General features: G+C 62.9%; 16 protein-coding genes. 4 read left to right on the plus strand and 12 right to left on the minus strand.

Going from position 1 to position 22,211, the window contains the following annotated elements; all coding sequences use genetic code 11:
* Positions 1 to 6 precede the first annotated feature (6 nt).
* From nrdD to CLV65_RS02615, 4 genes are all read right to left on the minus strand, one after another.
* Positions 7 to 2,415 carry an anaerobic ribonucleoside-triphosphate reductase gene (nrdD, locus tag CLV65_RS02600; protein ID WP_094691800.1) on the minus strand — a complete coding sequence of 803 codons (2,409 nt, stop codon included), beginning with the start codon at positions 2,413 to 2,415 and terminating at the stop codon, positions 7 to 9.
* A gap of 509 nt (positions 2,416 to 2,924) precedes the next feature.
* Complete coding sequence (gene acnA, locus CLV65_RS02605) at positions 2,925 to 5,633, minus strand: aconitate hydratase AcnA (RefSeq protein ID WP_094691801.1); 2,709 nt, start codon at positions 5,631 to 5,633, stop codon at positions 2,925 to 2,927.
* Positions 5,634 to 5,670: 37 nt separating this feature from the next.
* Complete coding sequence (locus tag CLV65_RS02610; protein ID WP_420848429.1) at positions 5,671 to 8,397, minus strand: HAD-IC family P-type ATPase; 2,727 nt, start codon at positions 8,395 to 8,397, stop codon at positions 5,671 to 5,673.
* Between the two features lie 108 nt (positions 8,398 to 8,505).
* The gene (locus tag CLV65_RS02615; protein ID WP_094691802.1) at positions 8,506 to 9,153 is read right to left on the minus strand and encodes a type 1 periplasmic-binding domain-containing protein; all 648 of its coding nucleotides are present in this window, start codon (positions 9,151 to 9,153) and stop codon (positions 8,506 to 8,508) included.
* A gap of 343 nt (positions 9,154 to 9,496) precedes the next feature.
* Between CLV65_RS02615 and ahpC the strand changes: the two genes are divergently transcribed.
* Both ahpC and CLV65_RS02625 read left to right on the plus strand, forming a co-directional pair.
* Positions 9,497 to 10,060 carry an alkyl hydroperoxide reductase subunit C gene (ahpC, locus tag CLV65_RS02620; protein ID WP_094691803.1) on the plus strand — a complete coding sequence of 188 codons (564 nt, stop codon included), beginning with the start codon at positions 9,497 to 9,499 and terminating at the stop codon, positions 10,058 to 10,060.
* A 31-nt stretch (positions 10,061 to 10,091) separates the two neighbouring features.
* Positions 10,092 to 11,891 carry an FAD-dependent oxidoreductase gene (locus CLV65_RS02625; protein ID WP_094691804.1) on the plus strand — a complete coding sequence of 600 codons (1,800 nt, stop codon included), beginning with the start codon at positions 10,092 to 10,094 and terminating at the stop codon, positions 11,889 to 11,891.
* 155 nt (positions 11,892 to 12,046) lie between these two features.
* On the opposite strand, the gene CLV65_RS02630 is transcribed toward CLV65_RS02625, so the two are convergent.
* The 7 genes from CLV65_RS02630 to CLV65_RS02660 all read right to left on the minus strand — a co-directional run bounded on the left by CLV65_RS02630 (position 12,047) and on the right by CLV65_RS02660 (position 19,147).
* Entirely contained in the window at positions 12,047 to 13,825 is a 1,779-nt protein-coding gene (locus CLV65_RS02630; protein ID WP_094691867.1) for an oleate hydratase, read from the minus strand.
* A 182-nt stretch (positions 13,826 to 14,007) separates the two neighbouring features.
* Positions 14,008 to 14,592, minus strand: coding sequence for a TetR-like C-terminal domain-containing protein (locus tag CLV65_RS02635; RefSeq protein ID WP_094691805.1), 585 nt, complete (start codon positions 14,590 to 14,592; stop codon positions 14,008 to 14,010).
* Between the two features lie 31 nt (positions 14,593 to 14,623).
* Complete coding sequence (locus tag CLV65_RS02640; protein ID WP_094691806.1) at positions 14,624 to 15,547, minus strand: glycosyltransferase family 2 protein; 924 nt, start codon at positions 15,545 to 15,547, stop codon at positions 14,624 to 14,626.
* Positions 15,544 to 16,770 (minus strand): glycosyltransferase, encoded by a 1,227-nt coding sequence (locus CLV65_RS02645; protein WP_157847199.1) that lies wholly within the window; start codon positions 16,768 to 16,770, stop codon positions 15,544 to 15,546. The genes CLV65_RS02640 and CLV65_RS02645 overlap by 4 nt, the downstream gene beginning before the upstream one ends.
* Positions 16,771 to 17,034: 264 nt before the next feature.
* On the minus strand, positions 17,035 to 18,042 hold the full coding sequence (locus CLV65_RS02650; RefSeq protein WP_094691808.1) for an NADP-dependent oxidoreductase: 1,008 nt from the start codon (positions 18,040 to 18,042) through the stop codon (positions 17,035 to 17,037).
* Between the two features lie 74 nt (positions 18,043 to 18,116).
* Complete coding sequence (locus tag CLV65_RS02655) at positions 18,117 to 18,551, minus strand: Rrf2 family transcriptional regulator (RefSeq protein ID WP_094691809.1); 435 nt, start codon at positions 18,549 to 18,551, stop codon at positions 18,117 to 18,119.
* A 263-nt stretch (positions 18,552 to 18,814) separates the two neighbouring features.
* Positions 18,815 to 19,147, minus strand: coding sequence for a hypothetical protein (locus tag CLV65_RS02660; protein WP_094691810.1), 333 nt, complete (start codon positions 19,145 to 19,147; stop codon positions 18,815 to 18,817).
* Positions 19,148 to 19,232: 85 nt separating this feature from the next.
* On the opposite strand from CLV65_RS02660, the gene CLV65_RS02665 reads away from it, so the two are divergent.
* On the plus strand, positions 19,233 to 19,475 hold the full coding sequence (locus tag CLV65_RS02665; RefSeq protein ID WP_094691811.1) for a hypothetical protein: 243 nt from the start codon (positions 19,233 to 19,235) through the stop codon (positions 19,473 to 19,475).
* Between the two features lie 413 nt (positions 19,476 to 19,888).
* On the opposite strand, the gene CLV65_RS02670 is transcribed toward CLV65_RS02665, so the two are convergent.
* A complete protein-coding gene (locus CLV65_RS02670; protein ID WP_094691812.1) occupies positions 19,889 to 20,122 on the minus strand; it encodes a hypothetical protein in 234 nt (77 codons plus the stop codon).
* A 364-nt stretch (positions 20,123 to 20,486) separates the two neighbouring features.
* Between CLV65_RS02670 and CLV65_RS02675 the strand changes: the two genes are divergently transcribed.
* Positions 20,487 to 22,070, plus strand: a complete 1,584-nt coding sequence (locus tag CLV65_RS02675; RefSeq protein ID WP_244569220.1) for a type 2 periplasmic-binding domain-containing protein — start codon at positions 20,487 to 20,489, stop codon at positions 22,068 to 22,070.
* Positions 22,071 to 22,211: the final 141 nt, after the last annotated feature.

The raw sequence follows: 22,211 nt of genomic DNA on the forward strand, positions 1-22,211 counted from the left end.
GAGTCGTCACTCCGCCTTGTCGTCCCACCACGTGCGGCTGGTGCCGTCGGAGAGGGTCACGCGACCGGTCTCGCCCTGCATGTGCTTGGCGCGATGCGCGATCTCTTCGTGGCGGCCGTGCACCATCGGGCGCTGCACCGGGTTGCCCAGATAGCCGCAGGTGCGCTTGGTCACGTTGCACTTGTCAGGATCGCAGTTGCCGCACTCAGGGCACTTGAAGCCGTCCTCGGTGGGTTCGAAGTCGCCTTCGTAACCGCACACGAAGCAGTGGTCGATGGGCGTGTTGGTGCCCAAGTAACCGATGCCGATCTGGTAGGCGTAATCCCACACGGCTTCGAGGGCCTTGGGGTTCTGCTGGAGGCTGGGGAACTCGCAGTAGTTGATGAAGCCGCCTGCCGCGTAGTACGGGAAGTCCTTCTCATAGTCGAGCTTCTCCATCGGGGTGGGGCGCAGCCACACCGGGTAGTGGAAGCTGTTCGTGTAGAAGTCATGGTCGGTCACGCCGGGCACCTTGCCGAACTTCTGCTGGTCCATGCGGCAGAAGCGGTCGGTGAGGCTTTCGGCCGGGGTGGAATACACCGAATAGTGATATCCCTCCTCCTTGGCCCACTTCTTGCACAGCTTGTTCATGCGGCGCACGATCTCAAGGGCGAATTCCTTGCCGTCCGGATCCCACGTGTGGTCGGTCATCCAATCCTTGCCGTAAAACACGCTCGTGGCCTCATACAGGCCGATGTAGCCCAGGGAGACGGTTGCGCGCTCATTGCGGAACAGCGTGTCGACGGAATCGGTGGGCTTGAGCCTGCCGAAGGCGCCGTATTCGAACAGCGTCGGGGCGTTGATCGGGGTCGCCTGCTTGCAGCGCATGATGCGGAACTGCAGGGCGTGGTGCGCCACGGCCATGCGCTCGTCGAACAGCTTCCAGAAGCGGTCCTTGTCGCCATGGGATTCCAAGGCGATGCGCGGGATGTTGACAGTGACGACGCCCAGGTTCATGCGGCCGTCCTCGACGTCCTTGCCGGTCTTGGGGTCGGTCCATCCCTGGAGGAACGAACGGCAGCCCATCGGCGCCTTGAAGGAACCGGTGATCTTGATGATGTTCTCGTAGAAGAGCACATCCGGATACATGCGCTTCGTGGAGCATTCCAGCGCAAGCTGCTTGATGTCGTAGTTCGGGTCGCCGGGATCGGCGTTCACGCCGTGGCGGATCGTGAACACGAGCTTGGGGAAGATGGCCGTGTGACGGTCCTTGCCCAGGCCGCGAATGCGCACGAGCAGGATGGCGCGCTGGATCTCGCGGGCGAACCACGAGGTGCCCAGGCCGAAGCCAACGGTGACGAACGGCGTCTGGCCGTTGGAGACACGGTTGGAGTTGATCTGGTATTCCATCGTCTGCATGGCGTCGTAGATGGCCTTGCGGGTGAGCAACTTGGCGTAGATCTGACGCATCTGGTCGAGCTGTGAGACGGTTGTGTCGAACGGCACGTCGGGAGCGATGGTCTTGCCGTCCTCGAGATGCAGCGCCTTGGGTTCGCGCTCGCGCAGGGCGTCGACGAGGCGCTGCGCGGCGTCGAGCGGCATTCCGTCCGGCATGACGAGGCTGGCCATGTCGAGGTTCTTGCGGTAGTCGATCTCGGCGTAGCGGCTCATCATCTCATCGCAACGGTTGACGGTCTGGCCGCCGTACTGGGAGCTGGCAATGTCCTTGATGATCTGGGTGATCTGCGTGGATGCGGTCATGATGGACTTGGGGGAATCCATCATCGCGTTGCCCAGCGCGAAGCCGTGCTCGAGCATGTCGCCGAAGTCAGGCAGCGAGCAGTTGCTCTGTGCGGTGAACGGCGAGTAATCGGCGTCGTGGAAGTGGATGTCGCCCTTCATATGGGCGTTGGAGACATCCTTGGGCAGCATGCTGAAGGCGGTCGCCTTGCTGACTGCGCCGGCGAGGAGGTCGCGCTGCGTGGCGTAGACGTTGGAGTCCTTGTTGGCGTTTTCGCGCACCAGCGACTCGTCGCGGCTCGTCAGGCGCTTGACGGCCTCGTTGATGTCGGTGGCCTTGGAACGCTCGATGTCGCGGTTCAGGCGGTAGGACGTGTAGGCGCGGGCGACGTCGTATTCATGCTCGTTGATGAGCTCGTGCTCGACGAGGTTCTGGATGTCCTCGATCTTGACGGGCTTGGTGTAGCGATCGGCGATCTCGGATTCCACCTGGTCGACCATGGCCTCGATGATGCGGCGCTCCTGCCCGCCAATGGGCTTGTGGAGCTCTTTGTATGCCGCAGCGATGGCATTGTAGATGTTCAGGCGGTCGAAATCGACGACGCGGCCATCCCTCTTCTCCACCTTGATGCGGGTTGCGGTCTCGTCCGTTCCCTGTGCATCGGCGATCGGTTCGGCAAGCGTTGTGATCTCCATGTCTCCTCCTGAATGAATGGTCGCGGATGGTTCGGGGGAGGCGCGATTTTAGGCCGCGCTTCGCCCTTGCCATCCTGATGGGTTTTGTTTGAAAGCCGACCGGATTGCATGCCGGTCTTGCTTGGCATGAAATAGAATACCCCATTTGCCGACAGCATGTTCCCACATGTAGAGTGTGATTTATCTAACACAACTACATATAGTGTTTTCACATAAGTGAGAACCGCGGAAAACAGCGGCTTACACCATAACGGCGCATGATGGGCGTTCACTACATGTGGTGTTTGACGTATGGTGGGACGGATTCACCCGTGGCGTGTCGCACCGACGGTAATACACGAAGCATACCCATGCGCGTCCGAGCAACGCCCAAGGCATGAAAAAGGCGGGGCGCCCGATTCCCTTGAGGAATGCAGGCGCCCCGCCGATGGGGCGACTTCAGCATGCGACTGCCGCTCGCCTCCTGTGTGCGTGGCTGGGCTGTGTGCGTGGTTGGTTACGCGGCCGTTTTACTTGGTGTTTTCGGCCATGAGGTTGCGCAGCACGTACTGCAGGATGCCGCCATTGCGGTAATAATCCGCCTCGCCGGGCGTATCGATGCGCACGGTGGCGTCGAAGCTCACGGTGGTGCCATCAGCCCTCGTGGCGGTGACGGTGATGGTGCGCGGCGTGGTGCCGGCGTTCATCGCCTCGATGCCATCGATGGCATACGTCTCGGAGCCATCCAGCCCCAGGGACTGCGCGGATTCGCCATCGGGGAACTGCAAGGGCAGCACACCCATGCCGATGAGGTTGGAGCGGTGGATGCGCTCGAAGCTACGCGCGATGACCGCCTTGACGCCGAGCATGAGCGTGCCCTTGGCCGCCCAGTCGCGCGAGGAGCCGGTGCCGTACTCCTTGCCCGCGATGACGACGAGCGGCGTGCCTGCGGCCTTGTAATGTTGGGAGGCCTCGAAGATCGTGGACGGCTTGCCGGTCGTGAAATCATACGTGTAACCGCCGGGAGTGACCTCCTGCCCCATCGAGGCGAGCAGCTGGTTGCGCAGGCGGATGTTGCCGAAGGTGCCGCGCACCATGACCTCGTGGTTGCCGCGGCGCGAGCCATAGGAGTTGAAGTCTCGCGGCGCCACGCCATGCTCGACGAGGTACTGCCCTGCCGGGCTCGACGCCTTGAACGCACCAGCCGGCGAGATGTGGTCGGTGGTCACGGAATCGCCGAGGAACGCAAGCACGCGCGCCCCCTTGAAATCCTTGACGGGTGCGGGGGTTGCCCCCATGCCGTCGAAGAACGTCTGGCGGCGCACATACGTGGAATCCGGATCCCATGCGAACAGTTCGCCCTGGGGCACGTCCAGGCCCTTCCAACGGCTGTCGCCGTCGAACACCGTGGCGTAGTCCTTGACGAACATGTCGCGGCTCAGGGACGACGAGATGGTGGCGGCAATGTCTTCGTTGCTCGGCCAGATGTCGCGCAGGTACACGTCGTTGCCATCCGGGTTCTGCCCCAGCGGCTGGTTTTCGAAATCGAAATCCATCGTGCCGGCCAGCGCGTAGGCGATGACGAGCGGCGGCGACGCGAGGTAGTTCATCTTGACGTCGGGGCTGATGCGGCCTTCGAAATTGCGGTTGCCCGACAGCACGGCGGTCACGGCAAGGTCATTGTCGTTGATCTGCTGGGAGATGGCCGGGTCGAGCGGACCGGAATTGCCGATGCAGGTGGCGCAACCGTAGCCCACGAGCTCATATCCCAAAGCATCGAGGTCGTCCTGCAGGCCGGACTTGCGGTAGTAGTCGGTGACGACCTGGGAGCCGGGGGCAAGCGACGTCTTGACCCACGGCTTGGGCTTGAGGCCCAGGCGATGCGCGTTGCGGGCCAGCAGGCCGGCGGCGATCATGACGGAGGGGTTGGACGTGTTCGTGCACGAGGTGATGGAGGCGATGGCAACGTCTCCGTTCTTGATGTCGAACTGGCCCTTGGCTTCGGAATCGACATGCACGTCGCCTTCGGCGGTGCGGTCGGTGACGTATGCAGGCAGCGTGTTTTCGAACGTCTGCTTGGCATCCGACAGCAGGATGCGGTCCTGCGGGCGCTTGGGGCCGGCGATGGACGGCTTGACAGAGCCCAGGTCGAGTTCCATGTATTCGGAATACTGCGGCTCGACGTACGCGGGGTCCGTGGTGTCGCCCCACAGCTTGTTGGCCTTGGCGTAGGCTTCGACAAGCGCGATCTGCTCGTCGCTGCGGCCGGTGAGGCGCAGGTAGTCGAGCGTGACCTGGTCGATCGGGAAGATGCCGCAGGTGGAGCCGAATTCAGGGCTCATGTTGCCGATGGTGGCGCGGTTTGCAAGCGGCACCGCGGCGACGCCGTCGCCGTAGAATTCAACGAACTTGCCCACGACGCCATGCTTGCGCAGCATGTCGGTGATGGTGAGCACCACATCCGTGGCGGTGACGCCCTCGGGGATCGAGCCGGTGAGCTTGAATCCCACGACGCGCGGCACGAGCATCGAGATGGGCTGGCCGAGCATAGCGGCCTCGGCTTCGATGCCGCCCACGCCCCAGCCGAGTACGCCCAGGCCGTTGACGGTGGTCGTGTGGGAGTCGGTGCCCACGCAGGAATCAAGGTATGCGAGGGTGGAGTCGCCCTGCGGCTTCGTCATGACGCACTTGGCGAGGTATTCGATGTTGACCTGGTGGATGATGCCGGTCCCCGGGGGCACGACGCGGAAGTTCTTGAACGCTTGCTGACCCCAGCGCAGGAACTGGTAGCGTTCCTTGTTGCGCTTGTATTCGATGTCCATGTTCTGTTCGATGGCGTTCGGCACGCCGGCGACATCGATCTGCACGGAATGGTCGATGACCATCTGTGCCGGGACCTGCGGGTTGATGACCTCAGGGTCGCCGCCCAGGTCCTTCACCGCGTCACGCATGGTCGCCAGGTCGACGATGCAGGGCACGCCGGTGAAATCCTGCATGACGACACGGCTCGGGGTGAACTGGATCTCATGGCTGGGCTCTGCGGAGGCGTCCCAGTCGAGCAACGCCTTGACATGATCGTCGGTGATGTTCTGGCCGTCGATGTTGCGCACAAGATTCTCGACGAGCACCTTGAGCGAGTATGGCAGGTGGTCGATGCCGGGAAGGTCAGCGATGTTGTAGTAATCGAATCCCTTTCCGTTGACCTCAAGCCGGGCGAGCTGTGAATCGCGATAGGACATAGGGCCTCCGTTAAATATGAAATGTTCCCTACCATTATTACTTGTTGCGTGTGACGTGTCGGCGTCGCGCGCACATGGTGGACATCGCGTCAGGCAGGCGCTTGCCCGCCGCCACGCACAGGGCGAGCACGAGCATGCCTGCGGCGAGCGCCACCAGCGTGGGGATCACGAAGCGGCCGCGCGGCAGCGCCACGTCGAAGAAGTTCGAGACAAGGGGGATGACCGCTCCTGCGACACCGGCCAGGGCGAACACCGCTACAAGCACGCCGCGCCACGAGCGAAGCGGCTGTGCGACGCGGGCGAGCACGATGACGCTCAATGCGAACAGCACGAGCACGCAGATGTGCCGCAATTGCGTGAGGTCGGCGGCGACCGCCGTGTCGAGGTGCAATGCGCGCGGCAGGATCCATGCCGCGCCGAGCACGCTGATGGCGATTCCCGTGCCGCAGGGCACGGCGAATCGCAGCACGCGCCGCAGGAATCCCGGCATATAGCGGCGTGTGTTGGGCGCGAGCGCGAGGATGAACGCCGGGATGCCGATGGTGAGGGCGCCCACGTAAGTGATGTGGCGCGGCAGGTATGGGAATGGAATGCCGGTGAGCACCACGCCGAGCGAAATGAGGGCCGAGTAGGCGGTCTTGGCGAGGAACAGGCTGGCGACGCGTTCCATGTTCGCCATGACCTGTCGGCCGCGGGCGACGACGTCGGGCAGGTGCGAGAACTTGGAGTCCACGAGCACGACCTGCGCGACGGCTTTCGTGGCGGATGCGGCATTGCCCATTGCGATGCCGAGGTCGGCTTCCTTGAGGGCGAGCGCATCGTTGACGCCGTCACCGGTCATGGCGACCGTGTGGCCGCGCTTGTGGAGCGCCTGGACGATTGCTTTCTTCTGGTTGGGCAGCACGCGGCCCACGACGTCGACGTCTTCAAGGACCGCGGCGAGCTCGTCGATGTCTTCGGGCAATTCGCGGGCGTCGATGGCGCGCGGGGCGCGGTCTGCGCACAGGTGCACGCGGTCGGCTATCGCCGCGACGGTGAGAGGGTTGTCGCCGGAGATGACGCGGCACCGCACGCCTTGCTCGCGGAACCATGCGAGGGTTCTGGCGGCATCGGGGCGCACGGATTCGGCGCAGACCACGAGCGCCACGGGAATCGCACGAGGATCAATCGCACAAGAATCGATTGCAGCCTCGGCCGCGGCGTCGTTCGCCACGGCCTCATTCGCAGTGGCTTCCGGGCTTGGCGCGGGGTCCCGCTGGGTACTCGCCGCTCCCCTCTCCGGCGTGCCGGATGCACCGTCCGCTGCCACGCAAGCCAATAGCAGCACGCGCGAGCCTGTGCGCGCCTGCGCGTCGATCGCCGTGCGCACCTCGGGGTATTCGCCATACAATGCGCGCAAGATCACTTCGGGAGCGCCCATGTACCAGCGCGTCGCGGCGCCATCCGAACCCGTGCCGCGCACATCTGCGCTGCTCCACTTGCGGGAGGATGAGAACGGCACGCGGGAGATAACGCGGCCACGCCCGCCGCGGCCGGCGCCTGCCGCCTCCCCTCTCACCGCGAACGCCTGCAGCTGGCGGCCATCGGCATCCGTCAGCTCGTATGCCGCATCGCGAAGGCCTGCGAGCACCGCGGCGCCGGTGATGTTCGGCGTCGGTTCGTCGCACACGTCACGCAAGGCTTCCAGCACTTCATGCGCCGCCGGTGCGGGCGTGGCCGTGGAATCCGGCAGCAACCGCACGCCGGTGAGTTCGATGCCGCCGTCGGTGATCGTGCCGGTTTTATCAAGGTTGAGGCAATCGACGCGTGCAAGGGTCTCCACCGCCTCCAGCTCCTGCACAAGGGTGTTGCGTCGGGCCAGGCGCATCGCGGCGATGGCGAAGTTCAGTGAGGTGAGCAGCACGAGCCCCTCGGGGATCATGCCGACGACGCCGGCCACGGCGGAAACGACCGCATCGCGCCACTGCCCCGTGGCGATCGCGGCGTTCCATCCGCCCACGCGGTTCATTTGGGAAAGCACGAGCAGCACGCACAACGGCACGACGAGGAACGTCATGAACTTGAGGATCGTGTTGATGCCGTCCTGCAAGTCGGATTTCGTGCGGGTGAACACCTTGGCCTGCGCGGTGAGACGCGCCGCATAGCTGCGCTCGCCCACGGCGACGACGCGCGCCAATGCGAGGCCGGACACCGCCGTCGCGCCGGAGAGCGCCTTGTCGCCCGGTTTCTTCTTCACGGTGGCGCTTTCGCCGGTGAGCATGGATTCGTCAAGCTCCAAGCCCCATGATTCGAGCACTTCGCAGTCGGCGGGCACTTGTTCGCCCGCGCGGATCCACAGCACGTCGCCTTCGACGATGTCCTCAGCGTCCACTTCTTCGTCATGTCCGTCGCGCCGCACGAGGTTGCGGGATTTGACGAGGATGGACAGCTTGTCGAGTGTGCGCTTGGATTTGAGCTCGGTGACGACGCCGATGAGGGTGTTGACGATGATGACGAAGCCGAAAACGGCGTCCTTCCACCGTCCGGTGAGCAACACGACGATCATGGCGGCAAGGATGATGCCGTTGAACAGCGTGAACACGTTGGCGGCGATGATCTGCCCCACAGTGCGCGTGGTCTTCGTGGACTGCACGTTCACCTGGCCGTGCGCCACCCGGTCGGCCACCTGCCCGGCGGTGAGCCCGCGCTCATCGACCGCAGGCATGGACTGCGCCGCGCCTGACTGTGCCGATGTTGAGTGCGTCGATGTTGAGTGTGCCGTCATGGATTGTGCCGATTGTGCAGATTGTGCAGATGTTGATTGTGCCGTCGTGGACTGTTTCACGGAATCCTCCTTGGCGCTTCGCCCCTGCGCGTGCGGCGCACCGCCGTCTCACATGCGCACGTTCATCTTTTTTTCGTGCTCGTCGGCGTTGATGACAGCCGCGAGCGCGTGATACAGCGAATATATGTTGTTGGCGATGTCCTCGTCATCATCCGTGGGTATGAAATCCGCCGCGTACAGCAGCTGGTTGTCCGGATCGATCGAGCCGTCGAGGAGTATGACGGGGATGCCAGCCGTGCGCGCGACGCCGAGAGCGTCCTCCCATGCCTGGCTCGTCGAGGGATCGGCAGTGTCGTCGGGATGCACGACGATGAACGTCACCTTGCGCTTGGCGAAGTCCTCGACGGCCTTGCGCTGCTGTTCTCCGGTGCTGGCCTGCGCGTAGAACACCGCGATCGAATTGCTTTCCACGTCTTCGCGGAATTCGTCGACGAGGTCCGGTTCGGCGCCGCTGCCGACCAACGCCACGCCATAGTCGGAGCGGTCGATGTAATCGTGGGAGATCGTGGCCTGGGTGTCCTGCGTGTCGCCCACCGCATGCCCGCGGGGCGCGCAGGAGCCCAGGCACAGCAGCGCGCACAGCATCGCGGCGATGCACGCGACAAGACGGCGCGCGCGCCTGCCTCCGGCGGCGTCTGTGCGGCGCAGCGACGCCTGTGCCTTCAGCCCGGGGGTTCCGTATCCTCGTCGCGCCATCGCATCCTCCGTTCGTCGACGCATTATCGCATCTCAGCTTAACGCATGAACCCGTCCGAGAGCCGGCGAATCAGCCCACGGCGCACCCGTCCGGCGCCGCACCGCCCGCATCAGTCGCATCCCATGCAGCCCGTCCATGCCGCATGGCGCGCACGAGACGTGTGAGGCATATCACACGTGACAAAGCACACAGTGAAATCCCTCCCGCATCCGTGCGTCGCACGATACGATGAAACCAGCGGCGCACACCGGTGCCGGGACGGCCCAGGCTCCACTCGCACACGCAACGCCGCACAGCGCAATCACGCCAAATCCTGGGAACGAACAATGGAAAGGACCACCAATGACGCTTCTCAACCACGAAATCACCGACTTCACGGCAGACGCCTATCTCAACAATGATTTCACCCAGGTGAGCAAGAAGGACATCCTGGGCCACTGGTCCGTGTTCTTCTTCTATCCGGCGGACTTCACCTTCGTGTGCCCCACGGAGCTCGAGGACCTCGCCGATCACTACGACGAGTTCAAGAAGGCGGGCTGCGAGATCTATTCCGTCTCCCACGACACGCAGTACGTGCACAAGGCATGGCATGAGGCCAACGACAAGATCTCGAAGATCCAGTTCCCCATGCTCGCCGATCCCACGGCGCGCCTCGCCAAGGACCTCGATACCTACAACGAGGAGCTGGGCCAGGCGGAGCGCGGTGATTTCATCATCAACCCCGATGGCAAGGTCGTGGCCTACGAAGTGATTTCGTCGAACGTGGGCCGCAATGCCGAGGAAATCCTGCGTCGCGTGCAGGCTTCGCAGTTCGTGTATGAGCACGGCGACCAGGTGTGCCCGGCGAAGTGGACGCCCGGCGAGGAGACGATCGAGCCGAGCCTCGACCTCGTCGGCCAGCTGTGAACCATCCCGCGTAGAAGAATCCAGGAAGCCTATGCAGCAAGACAAGAACCTCTATGATGCCGTCGTCATCGGCGGCGGACCTGCCGGCCTGACGGCAGGCTTGTATCTGGCGCGCGCACGGTATCGCGTCGTCGTGCTGGAGGACGAGGACTTCGGCGGACAGATCACCCTGACGGACGCCGTGGTCAACTACCCGGGCGTCACCAAGGCCAGCGGGCGCCAGCTCACGGCGACGATGCGCCAGCAGGCGCTGGATTTCGGCGCCGAGCTGCGCGTGGCGCGCGCCACCGGCATCGAGAATGCACAAGGCGACGTCAAGGTCGTACACACGTCCACCGGTGACATCCGCACGTTCGGCGTGATTCTCGCCACCGGCGCCAAGCCGCGCACCATCGGGTTCGAAGGCGAGAAGGAGTATGCCGGACGCGGCGTGGCGTATTGCGCCACGTGCGACGGCGAATTCTTCACCGGACGTGAGGTGCTGGTCGTCGGCGGCGGTTTCGCTGCGGCCGAGGAGGCGGTGTTCCTCACCAAGTACGCCAGCCACGTGACGGTGCTCGTGCGCGAGGATGACTTCACGTGCGATGCATCGGTGAGCGCCCCGACGAAAGCCGATCCCGCCATCACGGTGCGTTACAACACGGAACTGCTCGGCGTGCAGGCTGGCAAGGGCGGCCTTGCGCAAGCCACGTTCCGTGACCGCACGACCGGCACGACCGAGGAATGGTCCCCCGCCGACGGCGGAACCTTCGGCGTGTTCGTCTTTGCGGGCTATGTGCCGCGCACCGAGCTTGTCAAGGACCTTGTGGAACTCGACGAGCACGGGTATGTGGTGACGCACGATTATTTGGAGACGTCCCTGCCGGGCGTGTGGGCTGCCGGCGACCTGCGGCGCAAAAACCTGCGCCAGGTCGTGACCGCCACCGCCGATGGCGCCATCGCCGCCGTCGAAGCGGAACGCTATGCATCCCGCATGAGCGAGAAGACCGGCCTGATGCCGGTGCGCCCCACCGACTCCCCTTACCAGCATCGCGAGGAGGAGCAGGCGAAGAAGGCACGCGAGGCGGCCACGTCGCCAGCCCCGGCGCCTGTCTCGCCGCGAGCGCAGGACGCGAACGCCGCCCAGGGTGGCGCTGCGACGCGAGGCTCGTACTTCACGGATGCGGTCCGCGCCCAGCTCGACCAGGTGTTCGCACGCATGGCGCGTCCCGTCGTGCTGCGGCTGGACCTTGACGACACGGCGCTGTCGACCGAGCTCCACGGTTTCATGACGCAGCTGGCCGATGTCAGCAATGGCAAGGTGAGCGTGGAGGAACATCGTCATTCCGATGGACCCGCCGCGGACCTTGACGGCGCTGACCCGCAGCTGCTGCCCTGCGTGCGCCTGTGCGTGCCGGATGGCGACGGCAAGGCGAAGCCGACGGGCATCGCCTTCCATGGGGTGCCCAGCGGCCATGAGTTCAACTCGTTCGTGCTGGCGCTCTACAATGTCGCTGGACCCGGCCAGCCGCTGGATGATGCCGCTCGGCAGCGCATCGCTTCCCTGCCGAGCACGCGCATCATGCTGTTGGTGTCGCTCACTTGCACGATGTGCCCCACGACCGTGTTGTCGGCGCAACGCATCGCGAGCCTCAACCCTGCCGTCACCGCCGAAGCCTACGACATCGCCCGCTTCCCCGAGCTGCGTGACAAGTACGACGTGATGAGCGTGCCGTGCATTGTCATCACGAAGCCCGGCGATTCCGACGGCGCGGATGGCAGCGATGGCACGCGCACTGTGGAATTCGGCAAGAAGACGATTCCGCAGATGCTTGACCTGCTCGCCGCCTGACACCCGGCTTCCCCGCGGCAAGCCCCAAGCAAGGCGAGCCCAAGGATATGCAAAGGCCTGTGTGGTTCCCGCACTCCGGTGCCAGGAACCGCACAGGCCTTTATCGTCTGGCGTGCGCTACCGTCCACATGGGGCGTGCGCTGCCATCCGCGCGATCAGAGCGCGCCCGTCGCCTTGAGTAACTTCTCGACGTCCGTGCCCTTGACCTTCTTGAGCACTTCCCTGAGGGCGAGCCGGTCCTTGAGCGGCAGGTCCATCTGCTCGAGGGTCTTGCCGTCGGCGAGTTTCACGGTGGCGGTCAGCAGGTCGCGCACGTCGAACACGCTGCCCCACACCTCCGGCACGCCGCGGTCCACGTTGCACAGCGTGTACACGGCTTCCATGCCGGTGCGGATCGAGTATTCGGTGGTGAACACCGTGTCACGCGGCGTTTCGGCGTATTGCCCTATGAACGCGAGGTTCACCGAGCCGGCGGGCACGACGTCCGGGCGGTCACCCTTGCGACGCGGCTCGAAGAAGCTTGTCACGTAGGGCATCATCGTGGGCGTCGTGTTGCACTCGTTGTGCGCCAGGTAATCGATGCGGTCGGTGGGAACGCCGATGTGATACAGCCATTCGGCGCACAGTTCCGCGCCCGTGCATGCCGCCATCGGCTTCTTGACGTAATCGCCATCGTCATGCCAGCAGTTGAGTCCATACACCCAGATGAGGCAGTGGTCGGCGGGCTGGTCGGGGAACTGGCCTTGGCGGTTGATGGTCCACGACAGCAGCCAGCTGGAATCCTTTGCCGTCACGATGCCGCCGGTGACGACCTTGCCCGACAGCGGATCGCGGTGGCAGATCGCCTCGATGGCATCCAGCACTTCCTTGTTGGACGTGTCGACGGTCCAGGATTCCCAGCTGGTTTCCTCGATGTCCTTGAAGAACTTCTCGGGATGGCCGAAGTCCGGCGATTGCGCGGCGATTTTCTTCCACAGCTGCACTGAGGGACCTTCGCCGTTCTTGATGGTGACGACCGGGGCGGTGTCCTGGCTTCCGTAGGCGGTGCAATCGCCTTGAGAGCCGTTCGTGACGAACACAAGGTCGTTTTCGGTCAGGTCGATGGACTTGGCGACGCCTCCCTGCATGTATTCGATGCGCTTGGCGACCTTCTTCGTGGGCGTCACGTCGCACACGACGTTCGTGACCTGCGTGTCGTATTGGAACACGCCGCCGGCGTCCTCGATGTACTTGACCATCGGCTTGATCATTGAATCATACTGGTTGTAGCGGGTGAACCGCAGCGCGGAAAGATCAGGCAGCCCGTCGATATGGTGGATGTAGCGCTGCATGTAGAGCTTCATCTCCAAGGCGCTGTGCCATTTCTCGAACGCGAACATCGTCTGCCAGTAGATCCAGAAGTTCGTGTTGTAGAAGTCATCGTCGAACATGTCGTCGATCGTCTTGTCGGCGAGATCCTCCTCAGTGGAGAGGAACAGGCGCAGCAACTCCTGCGTGGCGCGCGGGTTCATGCCGTATTTCTTGTCGGTGTGGGCGTCCTGCCCTTGCTTTTCCGTCACGCGGCACAGCGAGAAGTTCGGGTCGGACTTGTTGAGGCGGTAATACTCCGAGAAGATGGTCTCCCCAGGGTTGACGATGGAGGGGATGGACCGGAACAGGTCCCACATGCATTCGAAGTGGTTGTCCATCTCTCGTCCGCCGCGCATGATGTAGCCGCGCGTGGCGTCATAGATGCCGTCGCATGATCCACCCGGCAACGGCAGCGATTCGAACACCGTGATATGGTCGGCCGGCATCTGCGCGTCTCGGATCAGATAGCACGCGGCGGAAAGACCCGCCAGCCCCGAACCCACGATGTATGCGTGCTTGTCGTCAATGCCTTCGGGCTTGTCCGGCTTCGCGAACGCCTCGTAATTGCCTGCGGAATAATACATGGTGCCCTCCTTGCCCATCGCATGCAGTCCGCCTGCATGCATCGCTCGACCCCTCGTCGGGTCGCGTCCCCGGCTTCATCGCCGGAAGACGTTTTCATTATCGGCATTCCTGCCGCAGGGCGGTACCCACAACCATTCGGACACCGTGCAGTTTTCATACAGATTGAGGATTTTGTATGAAATTATCGTTTCTTCTTGCCACCCCGGTCATTCCGCAGCTTCCAGTTGGCCAGGGAATGAGCGAAACTCCCGTCCAGCGTCGTGCGAAGGTCGTCGATCACCTCGTCGATGTCGCGTTCCATGCCTTCGCTCACCCATTCGACGAGAGCGCCCACGAAAATGAACGCGTAGACATGCGCCACCCCACGCGCCGCTTCGTCATCGGCGCCAATCGCCTCCGCCTCCTGGTGGGCGACGCCATACATGAGGTTCTCGCCCTGCTCCATCAGATACACGCGGGCCTTGTTATGGTCGACGCCGGCATACACGTTGCGGATGAATACCTCATCGCGCCGCAGCTCCTCCATCACGCGCCGCAGGCCCTCCGGCCAGGACCCCTGCCCGCGGTCCTTCCCGATGACCACGCCGAAACGGGCGACCACCACCTGGCCGACAAGATCGTAGATGTCACGGTAATGGTAATAGAACGTGGAGCGGCTCACGCCGCAGTCCCGTGTCAGGTCCCCGATGGTGATCTTGCTCACCGGAGTGACGCGCACAAGCTTGACCAGCGATTGCTCCAACGCGCGCTGCGCCAGATCAGTCATGAGCACTCCTTCTCAGCGATGACTCAAGCGCCTAGATCCACAGCAAAAAGCCTATGTTGCGCACCAAGTCTGACTTGAGATAGCCGCCGCTCACCAAACGGTGCATGCGGGCGAACTTGCCCAGGCGGGGAATCTCCAGGAACCGTTCGAGCGTGCGCCGCGACCCGTCGGGCATGGCGTCCCCCAGGCGCTCATACAGCGCCTGTGCCTGGCGCAGATAATCGCGCGAGGATGAACGCGCCGCGGGGTCGCGCAGCCTGTCAAGACGATACGCCCAGCTTTTCACGTCCTTGGCGCCCACGTCATTGTCACCATGCTGCCGGTAATCCATGAGCACCGTCGGATCGTGCACGATGCTGCCCATTGCGGCGCAGCACAACGCAAGCCACCAGTCGTGCATGAGGATCGCCGGCTCCCATGCGCCGGCAAGGCGGCAGGCGGCGCGGTTGATCATCATCGTGCACCCGGTCACATAGTTCTGCACGAGCAGGCGATTGAGCGACACATAGAACTTGTCGATCTGCAGGTGTCCTTTAGCGACCTCGATGGGCTGCAGCCGCGCATCCACCACACGGTAGTCGCCGAATGCCAGCACCGGCACATCGCTGCCGCCGGCATGCCGCTCCTGCCGCCGCGTGACGCGGAGCATATGCTCGGCCTTGTTGGGATACCAATAGTCATCCTGGTCGCTGAACATCACGTAATCTGCGGTGGAATGCTTCATGATCTCCATGAAATTCGGCGCCGGCCCGCCGCAATGCACGTCATCCTCGATGAGCGTCACCTTGCCCGGATAGCGCCCGGCATACTCATGCAGGATCGCGACCGTGGCATCGGTCGAACCGTCGTCACGGGCAAGCACCCGCACATCCGACGCGGTCTGTGCCAGCAGCGAATCCAGCTGTTGGGCCAGATAGCGCTCGCCGTTGTATGTGGCAAGGCAGATGTCGATCATGCGCGTGCTCCTTCCCTGCCATGCACCGCGGGTTCGATGAACGTCGACACGGCGCTGTCCAAGGCCTCATTGAAGCGTTCCTCGGTGAAATGCGCGTCATAGCACGCCCTCGCCGCCCGATGCATGCGCTCGGACGCCACGGGATCGGCCGCGAGCGCCACCACGTGCCGCGCCGTCGCCTCGATGTCGAGCGGGTTGACGTTCACGCCCACGCCTTCGCGCTCCACCAGGTCGGCGCTGTCGCCGCCGATGGCGTTGAGCAACGGCAGCCCGCAATACAGGTAATCGATGGACTTCATGCTCAGCCCCACCTTCACCGTGGGTTTCATGATGTTGATCCCGTACGCGCACCCGCCCAGGATCGCATCCTTGCGCGGCTCGTCATACACCGCACCATGATATGTGACGCGGCTCACAGATTCGCGTGCCTGCTCGACGAAGCGTTCAAGTCTCTCCCCTGTTCCCACGATGTGCAGGTGCACGGGGCGGATGTCGTTCATCGCTGCGAGCAGCCGGGTGATGAGGGGTATGTCGATGATGTTGTTCACCGCACCCAGATATGCGACCGGCAGCGGCGCAGCGCCGTCATGCGGTGCGGCGTCCCGCGCCACTTTTCGCCATGCCGCGTCAGGGGCGAACCCCACCGCCCCGGGGTCCCCTTCGGGACGCGACTTGTACCAATACAATGCGCGCGTACGGTCCGCAGGAAGCCCAATGATGCCGCGGTATCGGTCGCATTCGGTGGTGATCAGGCTCGCACAGCCCAGGTGCGCGTCGCGCAACCGCGCCCACATGCGGGCGGGCGGCGTTGCCGCCAATCCCTTCACCGGCAGGGATTCGGGCCACAGGTCAATTATGTCGAACACGACGGGCGTGCCATAGCGTTCATGAAGGCGGTCGGCGACACCTGCCAGCGAATTGGCCGGCAGCAGGAACCACAGCACGTCAAATGGATCGGTGCGCATGCGCGCATCCAGCTCGCGTTCCACGTCATGCGAGAACCGTCTGATGGCACGCATGCGCTTCATAGACATATTGCGTTTGAACGGCTCGAGATGCACATAGACGTGACCGGGCGCGCTGCGTTCCACTGTTTTCTTGGTGCGGTGGTCGAGGTCTGAGAAGAACCAAGTGACGTCGTCGCCACGGCGACGGAAGTAGTCTCCGATGGCGTGCGCACGCGCCTCGAACGTCGAGGAATGCGTGATGATCGCGACTTTCATGGGGTTCCTTCCGATGCTTGCGTCGAAACCGTGCACCGCGCATCGGCGTTGCCTAGGCGGCGCAAAGCATAACACCGCCATATTGTAGCGTGCCTGCTGGGGCTGCGCCGGAAAGCCATGCCGAGACTCTCATCGCCGCCTTGGACACGCCCCCACGCGGCGCAATTACCGCGTCTGTCGTGTCCAAGGCACGCGAGTGCCGCGCCTATCCCCGCCTATTCCGTTTATTCCGCTTATTACCCCGTCTATTCCCGTCTATTCCGCCTATTCCCCGATGGAGATGATGGTCTTGCCGCGGGATCGGCCTTGCTTGACCTTGGCGAGCGCCTCGTTGATCTGCTCGAGGGTGTAGACCGTGTCGATGGAGGTTTCCAGCGGATGGTCGGCGTCGAACAGCCTGCCAATCTCGTCGAGCTGGCGTCCGTCCTCGTGCACGAACAGGAAGTCGTAGGTCTGGCCTTTTGCCGCCGCCATGCGGTCGTACTTGCGGCCGGCGATGGAAAACAGCAGGCGCTTCCAGACGGGCATGCCACTGCGCTTGGCAAACCGTCCGTTGGGCATGCCGCGCAGAGAGACCAGGCTGCCGCCTTCCTTGAGCACCTTGAATTCATTCGGCAGCTCGCGGTCGCCCAATGTGTCGAGCACGTGGTCGACGTCGGAAAGCACGTCGACGTAGTTCTCTTTCTTGTAGTCGATGAACCGTTCGGCGCTGAGCTGGCGTACCCGCTCCTCGTTGCTGCCGCTGCCGTTGGTGTAGACGTGCAGGCCCAGGCTCTTTGCCACGGGGATTGCCATGGCGCCCAGGCTGCCGGTGCCGCCGGAGATGAACACGGATTCGCCTGCCGTGACGTGCATAACCTCAAAGGCCTGCATGGCGGTGAGCGCCGTAAGCGGGACCGTGGCGGCCTGCTGGTATGAGAGGTATTCGGGGATCACCGCGAGCGCGGATTCCTCCACCGCCGCGTATTGCGCGAAAGCACCGATCTTCTTGAGTGGCATCCTGCCGTAGACCCGGTCGCCTGCCGTGAAACGGGTGACGTTCCTGCCGGTTTTCTCGACGATTCCGGCGAATTCGTTGCCCATGACCAGCGGCATCTTGTAAGGGGTGATGAGCTTGACTTCGCCGCGGATGATCATGTTGTCGAGCGGGTTGACCGCCGCCGCCATGACCTTGACCAGCACCTCCGTGTCGCCGGGCTCCGGGACGGGGATGTCGCGGATCTCAAGGTCGGTGCCATCCTTGGCGTAATGCGTGAGTATGGCTGCTTTCATAGGATCTCCATTCGTGCGTCGGCGGTGCGCCGTTGTCTGTTGGGTATTGGGCCGTCAGCTAGCGGTGCGCGCAGTCAGCTAGCGGTGCGCGCGATGTAGGCGCGCATGCCGTTGATGCAGTCGGCGAGGGTCATGCCTTGGAGGCGGTGGTTCACGTCATCGTCCATCTGCTGGAACATGCCTCCCAGCACCGGGCGGATGTTGTGCCCGACGATGCATGCGTCGTTGGGATTGTGATGCAGGTCGAACAGATGCACGGAATCCGTGTCCATCACCGCCCGGTAGATGTCGAGCAGCGTGATGTCGGCGGGCTGCCTGAGCAGCCGGAACCCGCTGATGCCACGCCTGCCTTCGATGATGCCCGCCTTGCTCAGGCGTGCGGTCAGTTTGCGGATGTAGCTGGGGTTGGTGCCCACGCTCACGGCGATCTGCTCGGAATTGACCGGGGTCGCGGATTGCGAGATCAGAATCAGCGCATGGATCGCTGACGAGAATCTGGTATCCACCATGGCGCCCCTCCCTGTTGTTTTCAACCGCGCTGATTCCAGTCGTGCGGATTCGACAGGCACCCGCAGTTATCTGCACTCGCAGCATTCACAGTCGTAAACAGCGCCCGCGACTGTGAATCATCATCCGCACTACCTGCAATTGTATCTGATACTGATACTTTAATGGACGGCGCGACATCTGTCAACGCCGCCCGTCGATGGACATGCATCGCCTCGGGCTTCCTTCGCCGCGCAGAGCACAGCGGCGTGCCAGGCCCTCCCGCTCAGGCGCTATGGCCGGCGAGGAAAACCGTCAGCCGGCTAAACGCTGCCGCGGCGGTGGGGTCTTCCCTCTCTTCGGCGACGAAGCAATGCGGCATCGTGCGGCCTTCCTCAGCGAGCGGATCGACGAGTTCATTCACTGCCCCGGCCGTGTCGAGCGCCTCGTGCATTTCATTCATGTCAACCCGGTATTCGCTGCCAAGGAGGAACGCGGGAGGGTATTCACCGGTGACATGGAGGATGTTGTTGTAGCGCGACTTGTCGTCCTTCGACAGGAACGTCGTGCCCTTGACGTAATTGCCGATCGGCAGCCATCCGTGGATCTTCGGAGTCATCGTCTTCATCCTCTGCGCGGCCTTCACCCTTCTGCCAGCCTATCGCTCGGCACGCGCCGAGGCCTACCAATCGTGCCAGGAGTACATGAACGAAGCCCTTGCACTGCGGCGGCAGCTATTTGACGAGGGGAAGTCGGACGGCTATGTCAGATTCGGCAACCACGATTTCCCGACTGTGCGAGACGGCGTGATATTGACCAAGGACACGGACCAGTGCACCACTTCCATGACCCTACGCGATCTTCGCGCCGAGGAGCGCCTGTGGAAATACGACATCGAGAACCTTCGCTACTTCAGCACCCTTCCGTCCGAATATTCCGACCATTGATCGAATGAGCGAGGCGGATGAGTGATGTCACGACATACAGAGGTACGCGACATGCATGACGCCGCCAATTGCGGCCGAGGGTACATGATCGTGCACCCTCGGTGGGGATTACCACTGCAAAGCAGCCCTGCGCCCGCCCTAATCGCGGCCGAAGGTGCAAATTCCCGCACCCTCGATGCAGATTAAGTAGGGAAAAGCCAGGATTGAGCAAGATAACCGCTGTCGAGGGTGCAACATCGTGCACCCTCGGTGGGGATTACCACTGCAAAGCAGCCCTGCGCTCACCCTAATCACGGTCGAAGGCGCAAATTCCCGCACCCTCGACCGCGATTAGGCAAGGAAAGGCCGAAATCGCGCGAGGCGACCCCGCCGAAGGCGCATGGAATCGCACCTTCGACAGCGGTGCACGGGACTCAAGGGGCGATGCTCGGCGCGAACTCCGGGTCAAAGCGCGACAACAGCCTCTTATCGGTGATCTGCGGCCTTTCCAAGGCATATGACGCATCCGTCACGACCTCACCACGATAATCCATCAGATGCAGATAACAGCCGATGACGACGGCAGCCACCGCAAGATCGTCGTCATCGACCGCACCCGGGGGCGTCGCCGACGAAAACCCGGTACCTGTACAGGTTATTAGGAACATAGCTCGGCACACGCACCTCCGCCGCCTGGATGTCGCCCACATGCACGCAGTAGGCTACGCACCACCCCTGGGGAAGCTCCGTCCGATGCCCTCATGCGCGGGCGTCAACATGGGGTCGACACCGCCACAGTCACCTTGCGCCATACAGGAAACGTTGCTATTACAGGCGACACGCGTCAATCGTTTTTAAGTTGTAGTTAAACGTTTAATGTTGTATGCTGTTTCTCGCAGCGAAACAGACACCGTGGTCACACAAACGCAGTGGAGGGATGCAAGCCAAGGCCATTGTCACCACGCCGTCGGTTACACAGCACAAACCCAATCAGAAAGTTGAGGGATAGAAATGGCACGAAGAAGTGTTCGGATGGCCATCGCATCAGTCGCCATCGCATCCATGCTCGCCCCGCTTGCCGCTTGCGGCGGCAGTGACAAAGCCACGACCGACGCCAACGGCAAGCCGATCGTGACGATTCAGGTTCGTCGTAACGTCACCGACAATCCGATGAAGGACACGCAGTACTCCAAGGACCTCGAAGCCGCTTGCGATTGCTCGATCAACTGGGAAGAGGTCAGCGACAACGCATGGGGCCAGCAGAAGTCCGCGAAGATGGCTGCAGGTGACTTCCCCGACATCGGCCTGTCGCTGTATGACCCGACCGACGTCACCAAGTACTCCGACGAGTTCGAGGACCTGTCGCAGGACATGGATTCCCTGCCCAACGTGCAGAAGTTCTTCGAGGCGCAGCCTGACGCCAAGAAGTTCGCCGAGGACGACGGCCACATCTACCTGCTGCCTTCCGACCGCGGCAAGGGCTACCGTGTCTCCGCCACGCACATGTTCATCAACAAGACCTGGCTTGACAAGCTCGGCCTGCCCGTCCCGACCACGTGGGACGAGCTGAAGACCACGCTCGAGGCCTTCAAGACCGAGGATCCGAACGGCAACGGCAAGGCCGATGAGATCCCGATGAACATCCGCGGCCTCAGCTTCGGTCTGTGGAGCCCGCTCACGCTGATCAACTCCACCGGCCTGACCACGAGCTTCATGGGCTCCTCGGCATCCAGCCAAGGCTACTACGTCAAGGACGGCAAGGTCTCCAGCTACCTGACCTCCAACGAGCTCAAGGACACCATCAACTACCTGCATTCGCTGATGGCCGAAGGCCTCGTCCCGCAAGACGCGCTGACCCGCGACGCCTCGATGTACACCGCCCAGACCATCAACGACGGCCAGACCGCACTCAGCGGCGTGACCTTCGGCTGGTCGAACTACTCCGAGTTCGGCGACAAGCTCGCTTCGCAATACATCACGCTTCCCCCGCTCAAGGAGAAGGCATCCGACCCGGATTCCCAGGTCAAGTGGGATTACTCGCAGGTCTCCGCTGAGTTCGCTTACTCGCTCAGCCTCAACCCGGAAGCCCCGAACAAGGATGCAGCCCTCAAGCTCATCAACGCGATGTATGACGAGAAGCTCTCGGTTTCCGGCTTCTACGGCTCCATCCCGGACATCGTGGCCGACAACGGCGACCACACCTACACGATCGACAAGGCCAAGGCCTACGCCGAGTACCCCGACACCCGTGCCGTGGCACTGCAGGACCGCTTCGCAGGCTGGATCCCCGATGACGCGACGATCGTCAACGACACGAACGCCGAGCAGGTCACTGCAAGCGACGAAGGCGTGCGCGACGTCATCAAGAAGAACGTCGACCCCGTCAAGGACGTCATCCCGGTCTGGGTGCACCCGAGCAGCGAAGACATGGACACCCTGTCCACCAACAACACCGCCATCTTCAACTACACCGACAACCAGCTTGCCAAGTGGGTGCAGGACGGCGGCATCGACAACGAGTGGAACGACTACCTCAAGAAGCTTCAGGAGCCGACCCTCGGTCTCGACACCAACATCCAGATCTGGCAGAAGTACTACGACCAGCAGGCTGAGTAACCCGAGCCTCTCGGCATAGCACCGACGCACCAGACAACACCAAATAACCAAATAACTGAACAGTGGCGGCACGCGGGATGCCCAACAGGCACAGCAGCCTCACGCATCCCGCGCACAGCCACCTTGCAACTCATCTTTGAA

The organism is Pseudoscardovia suis, assembly GCF_002797875.1.
Lineage (GTDB): Bacteria > Actinomycetota > Actinomycetes > Actinomycetales > Bifidobacteriaceae > Pseudoscardovia > Pseudoscardovia suis.

Bases quoted from the DNA above. Each gene is read 5' to 3' on its own strand.
- CLV65_RS02610 (WP_420848429.1), bottom strand. From the start codon at position 8,397: ATGACGGCACACTCAACATCGACGCACTCAACATCGGCACAGTCAGGC.
- acnA (WP_094691801.1), bottom strand. From the start codon at position 5,633: ATGTCCTATCGCGATTCACAGCTCGCCCGGCTTGAGGTCAACGGAAAG.
- CLV65_RS02675 (WP_244569220.1), top strand. From the start codon at position 20,487: ATGGCCATCGCATCAGTCGCCATCGCATCCATGCTCGCCCCGCTTGCC.
- CLV65_RS02645 (WP_157847199.1), bottom strand. From the start codon at position 16,770: ATGAAAGTCGCGATCATCACGCATTCCTCGACGTTCGAGGCGCGTGCG.
- ahpC (WP_094691803.1), top strand. From the start codon at position 9,497: ATGACGCTTCTCAACCACGAAATCACCGACTTCACGGCAGACGCCTAT.
- CLV65_RS02640 (WP_094691806.1), bottom strand. From the start codon at position 15,547: ATGATCGACATCTGCCTTGCCACATACAACGGCGAGCGCTATCTGGCC.
- CLV65_RS02655 (WP_094691809.1), bottom strand. From the start codon at position 18,551: ATGGTGGATACCAGATTCTCGTCAGCGATCCATGCGCTGATTCTGATC.
- CLV65_RS02665 (WP_094691811.1), top strand. From the start codon at position 19,233: ATGAACGAAGCCCTTGCACTGCGGCGGCAGCTATTTGACGAGGGGAAG.
- CLV65_RS02630 (WP_094691867.1), bottom strand. From the start codon at position 13,825: ATGTATTATTCCGCAGGCAATTACGAGGCGTTCGCGAAGCCGGACAAG.
- nrdD (WP_094691800.1), bottom strand. From the start codon at position 2,415: ATGGAGATCACAACGCTTGCCGAACCGATCGCCGATGCACAGGGAACG.
- CLV65_RS02660 (WP_094691810.1), bottom strand. From the start codon at position 19,147: ATGACTCCGAAGATCCACGGATGGCTGCCGATCGGCAATTACGTCAAG.
- CLV65_RS02670 (WP_094691812.1), bottom strand. From the start codon at position 20,122: ATGTTCCTAATAACCTGTACAGGTACCGGGTTTTCGTCGGCGACGCCC.
- CLV65_RS02650 (WP_094691808.1), bottom strand. From the start codon at position 18,042: ATGAAAGCAGCCATACTCACGCATTACGCCAAGGATGGCACCGACCTT.
- CLV65_RS02635 (WP_094691805.1), bottom strand. From the start codon at position 14,592: ATGACTGATCTGGCGCAGCGCGCGTTGGAGCAATCGCTGGTCAAGCTT.
- CLV65_RS02625 (WP_094691804.1), top strand. From the start codon at position 10,092: ATGCAGCAAGACAAGAACCTCTATGATGCCGTCGTCATCGGCGGCGGA.
- CLV65_RS02615 (WP_094691802.1), bottom strand. From the start codon at position 9,153: ATGGCGCGACGAGGATACGGAACCCCCGGGCTGAAGGCACAGGCGTCG.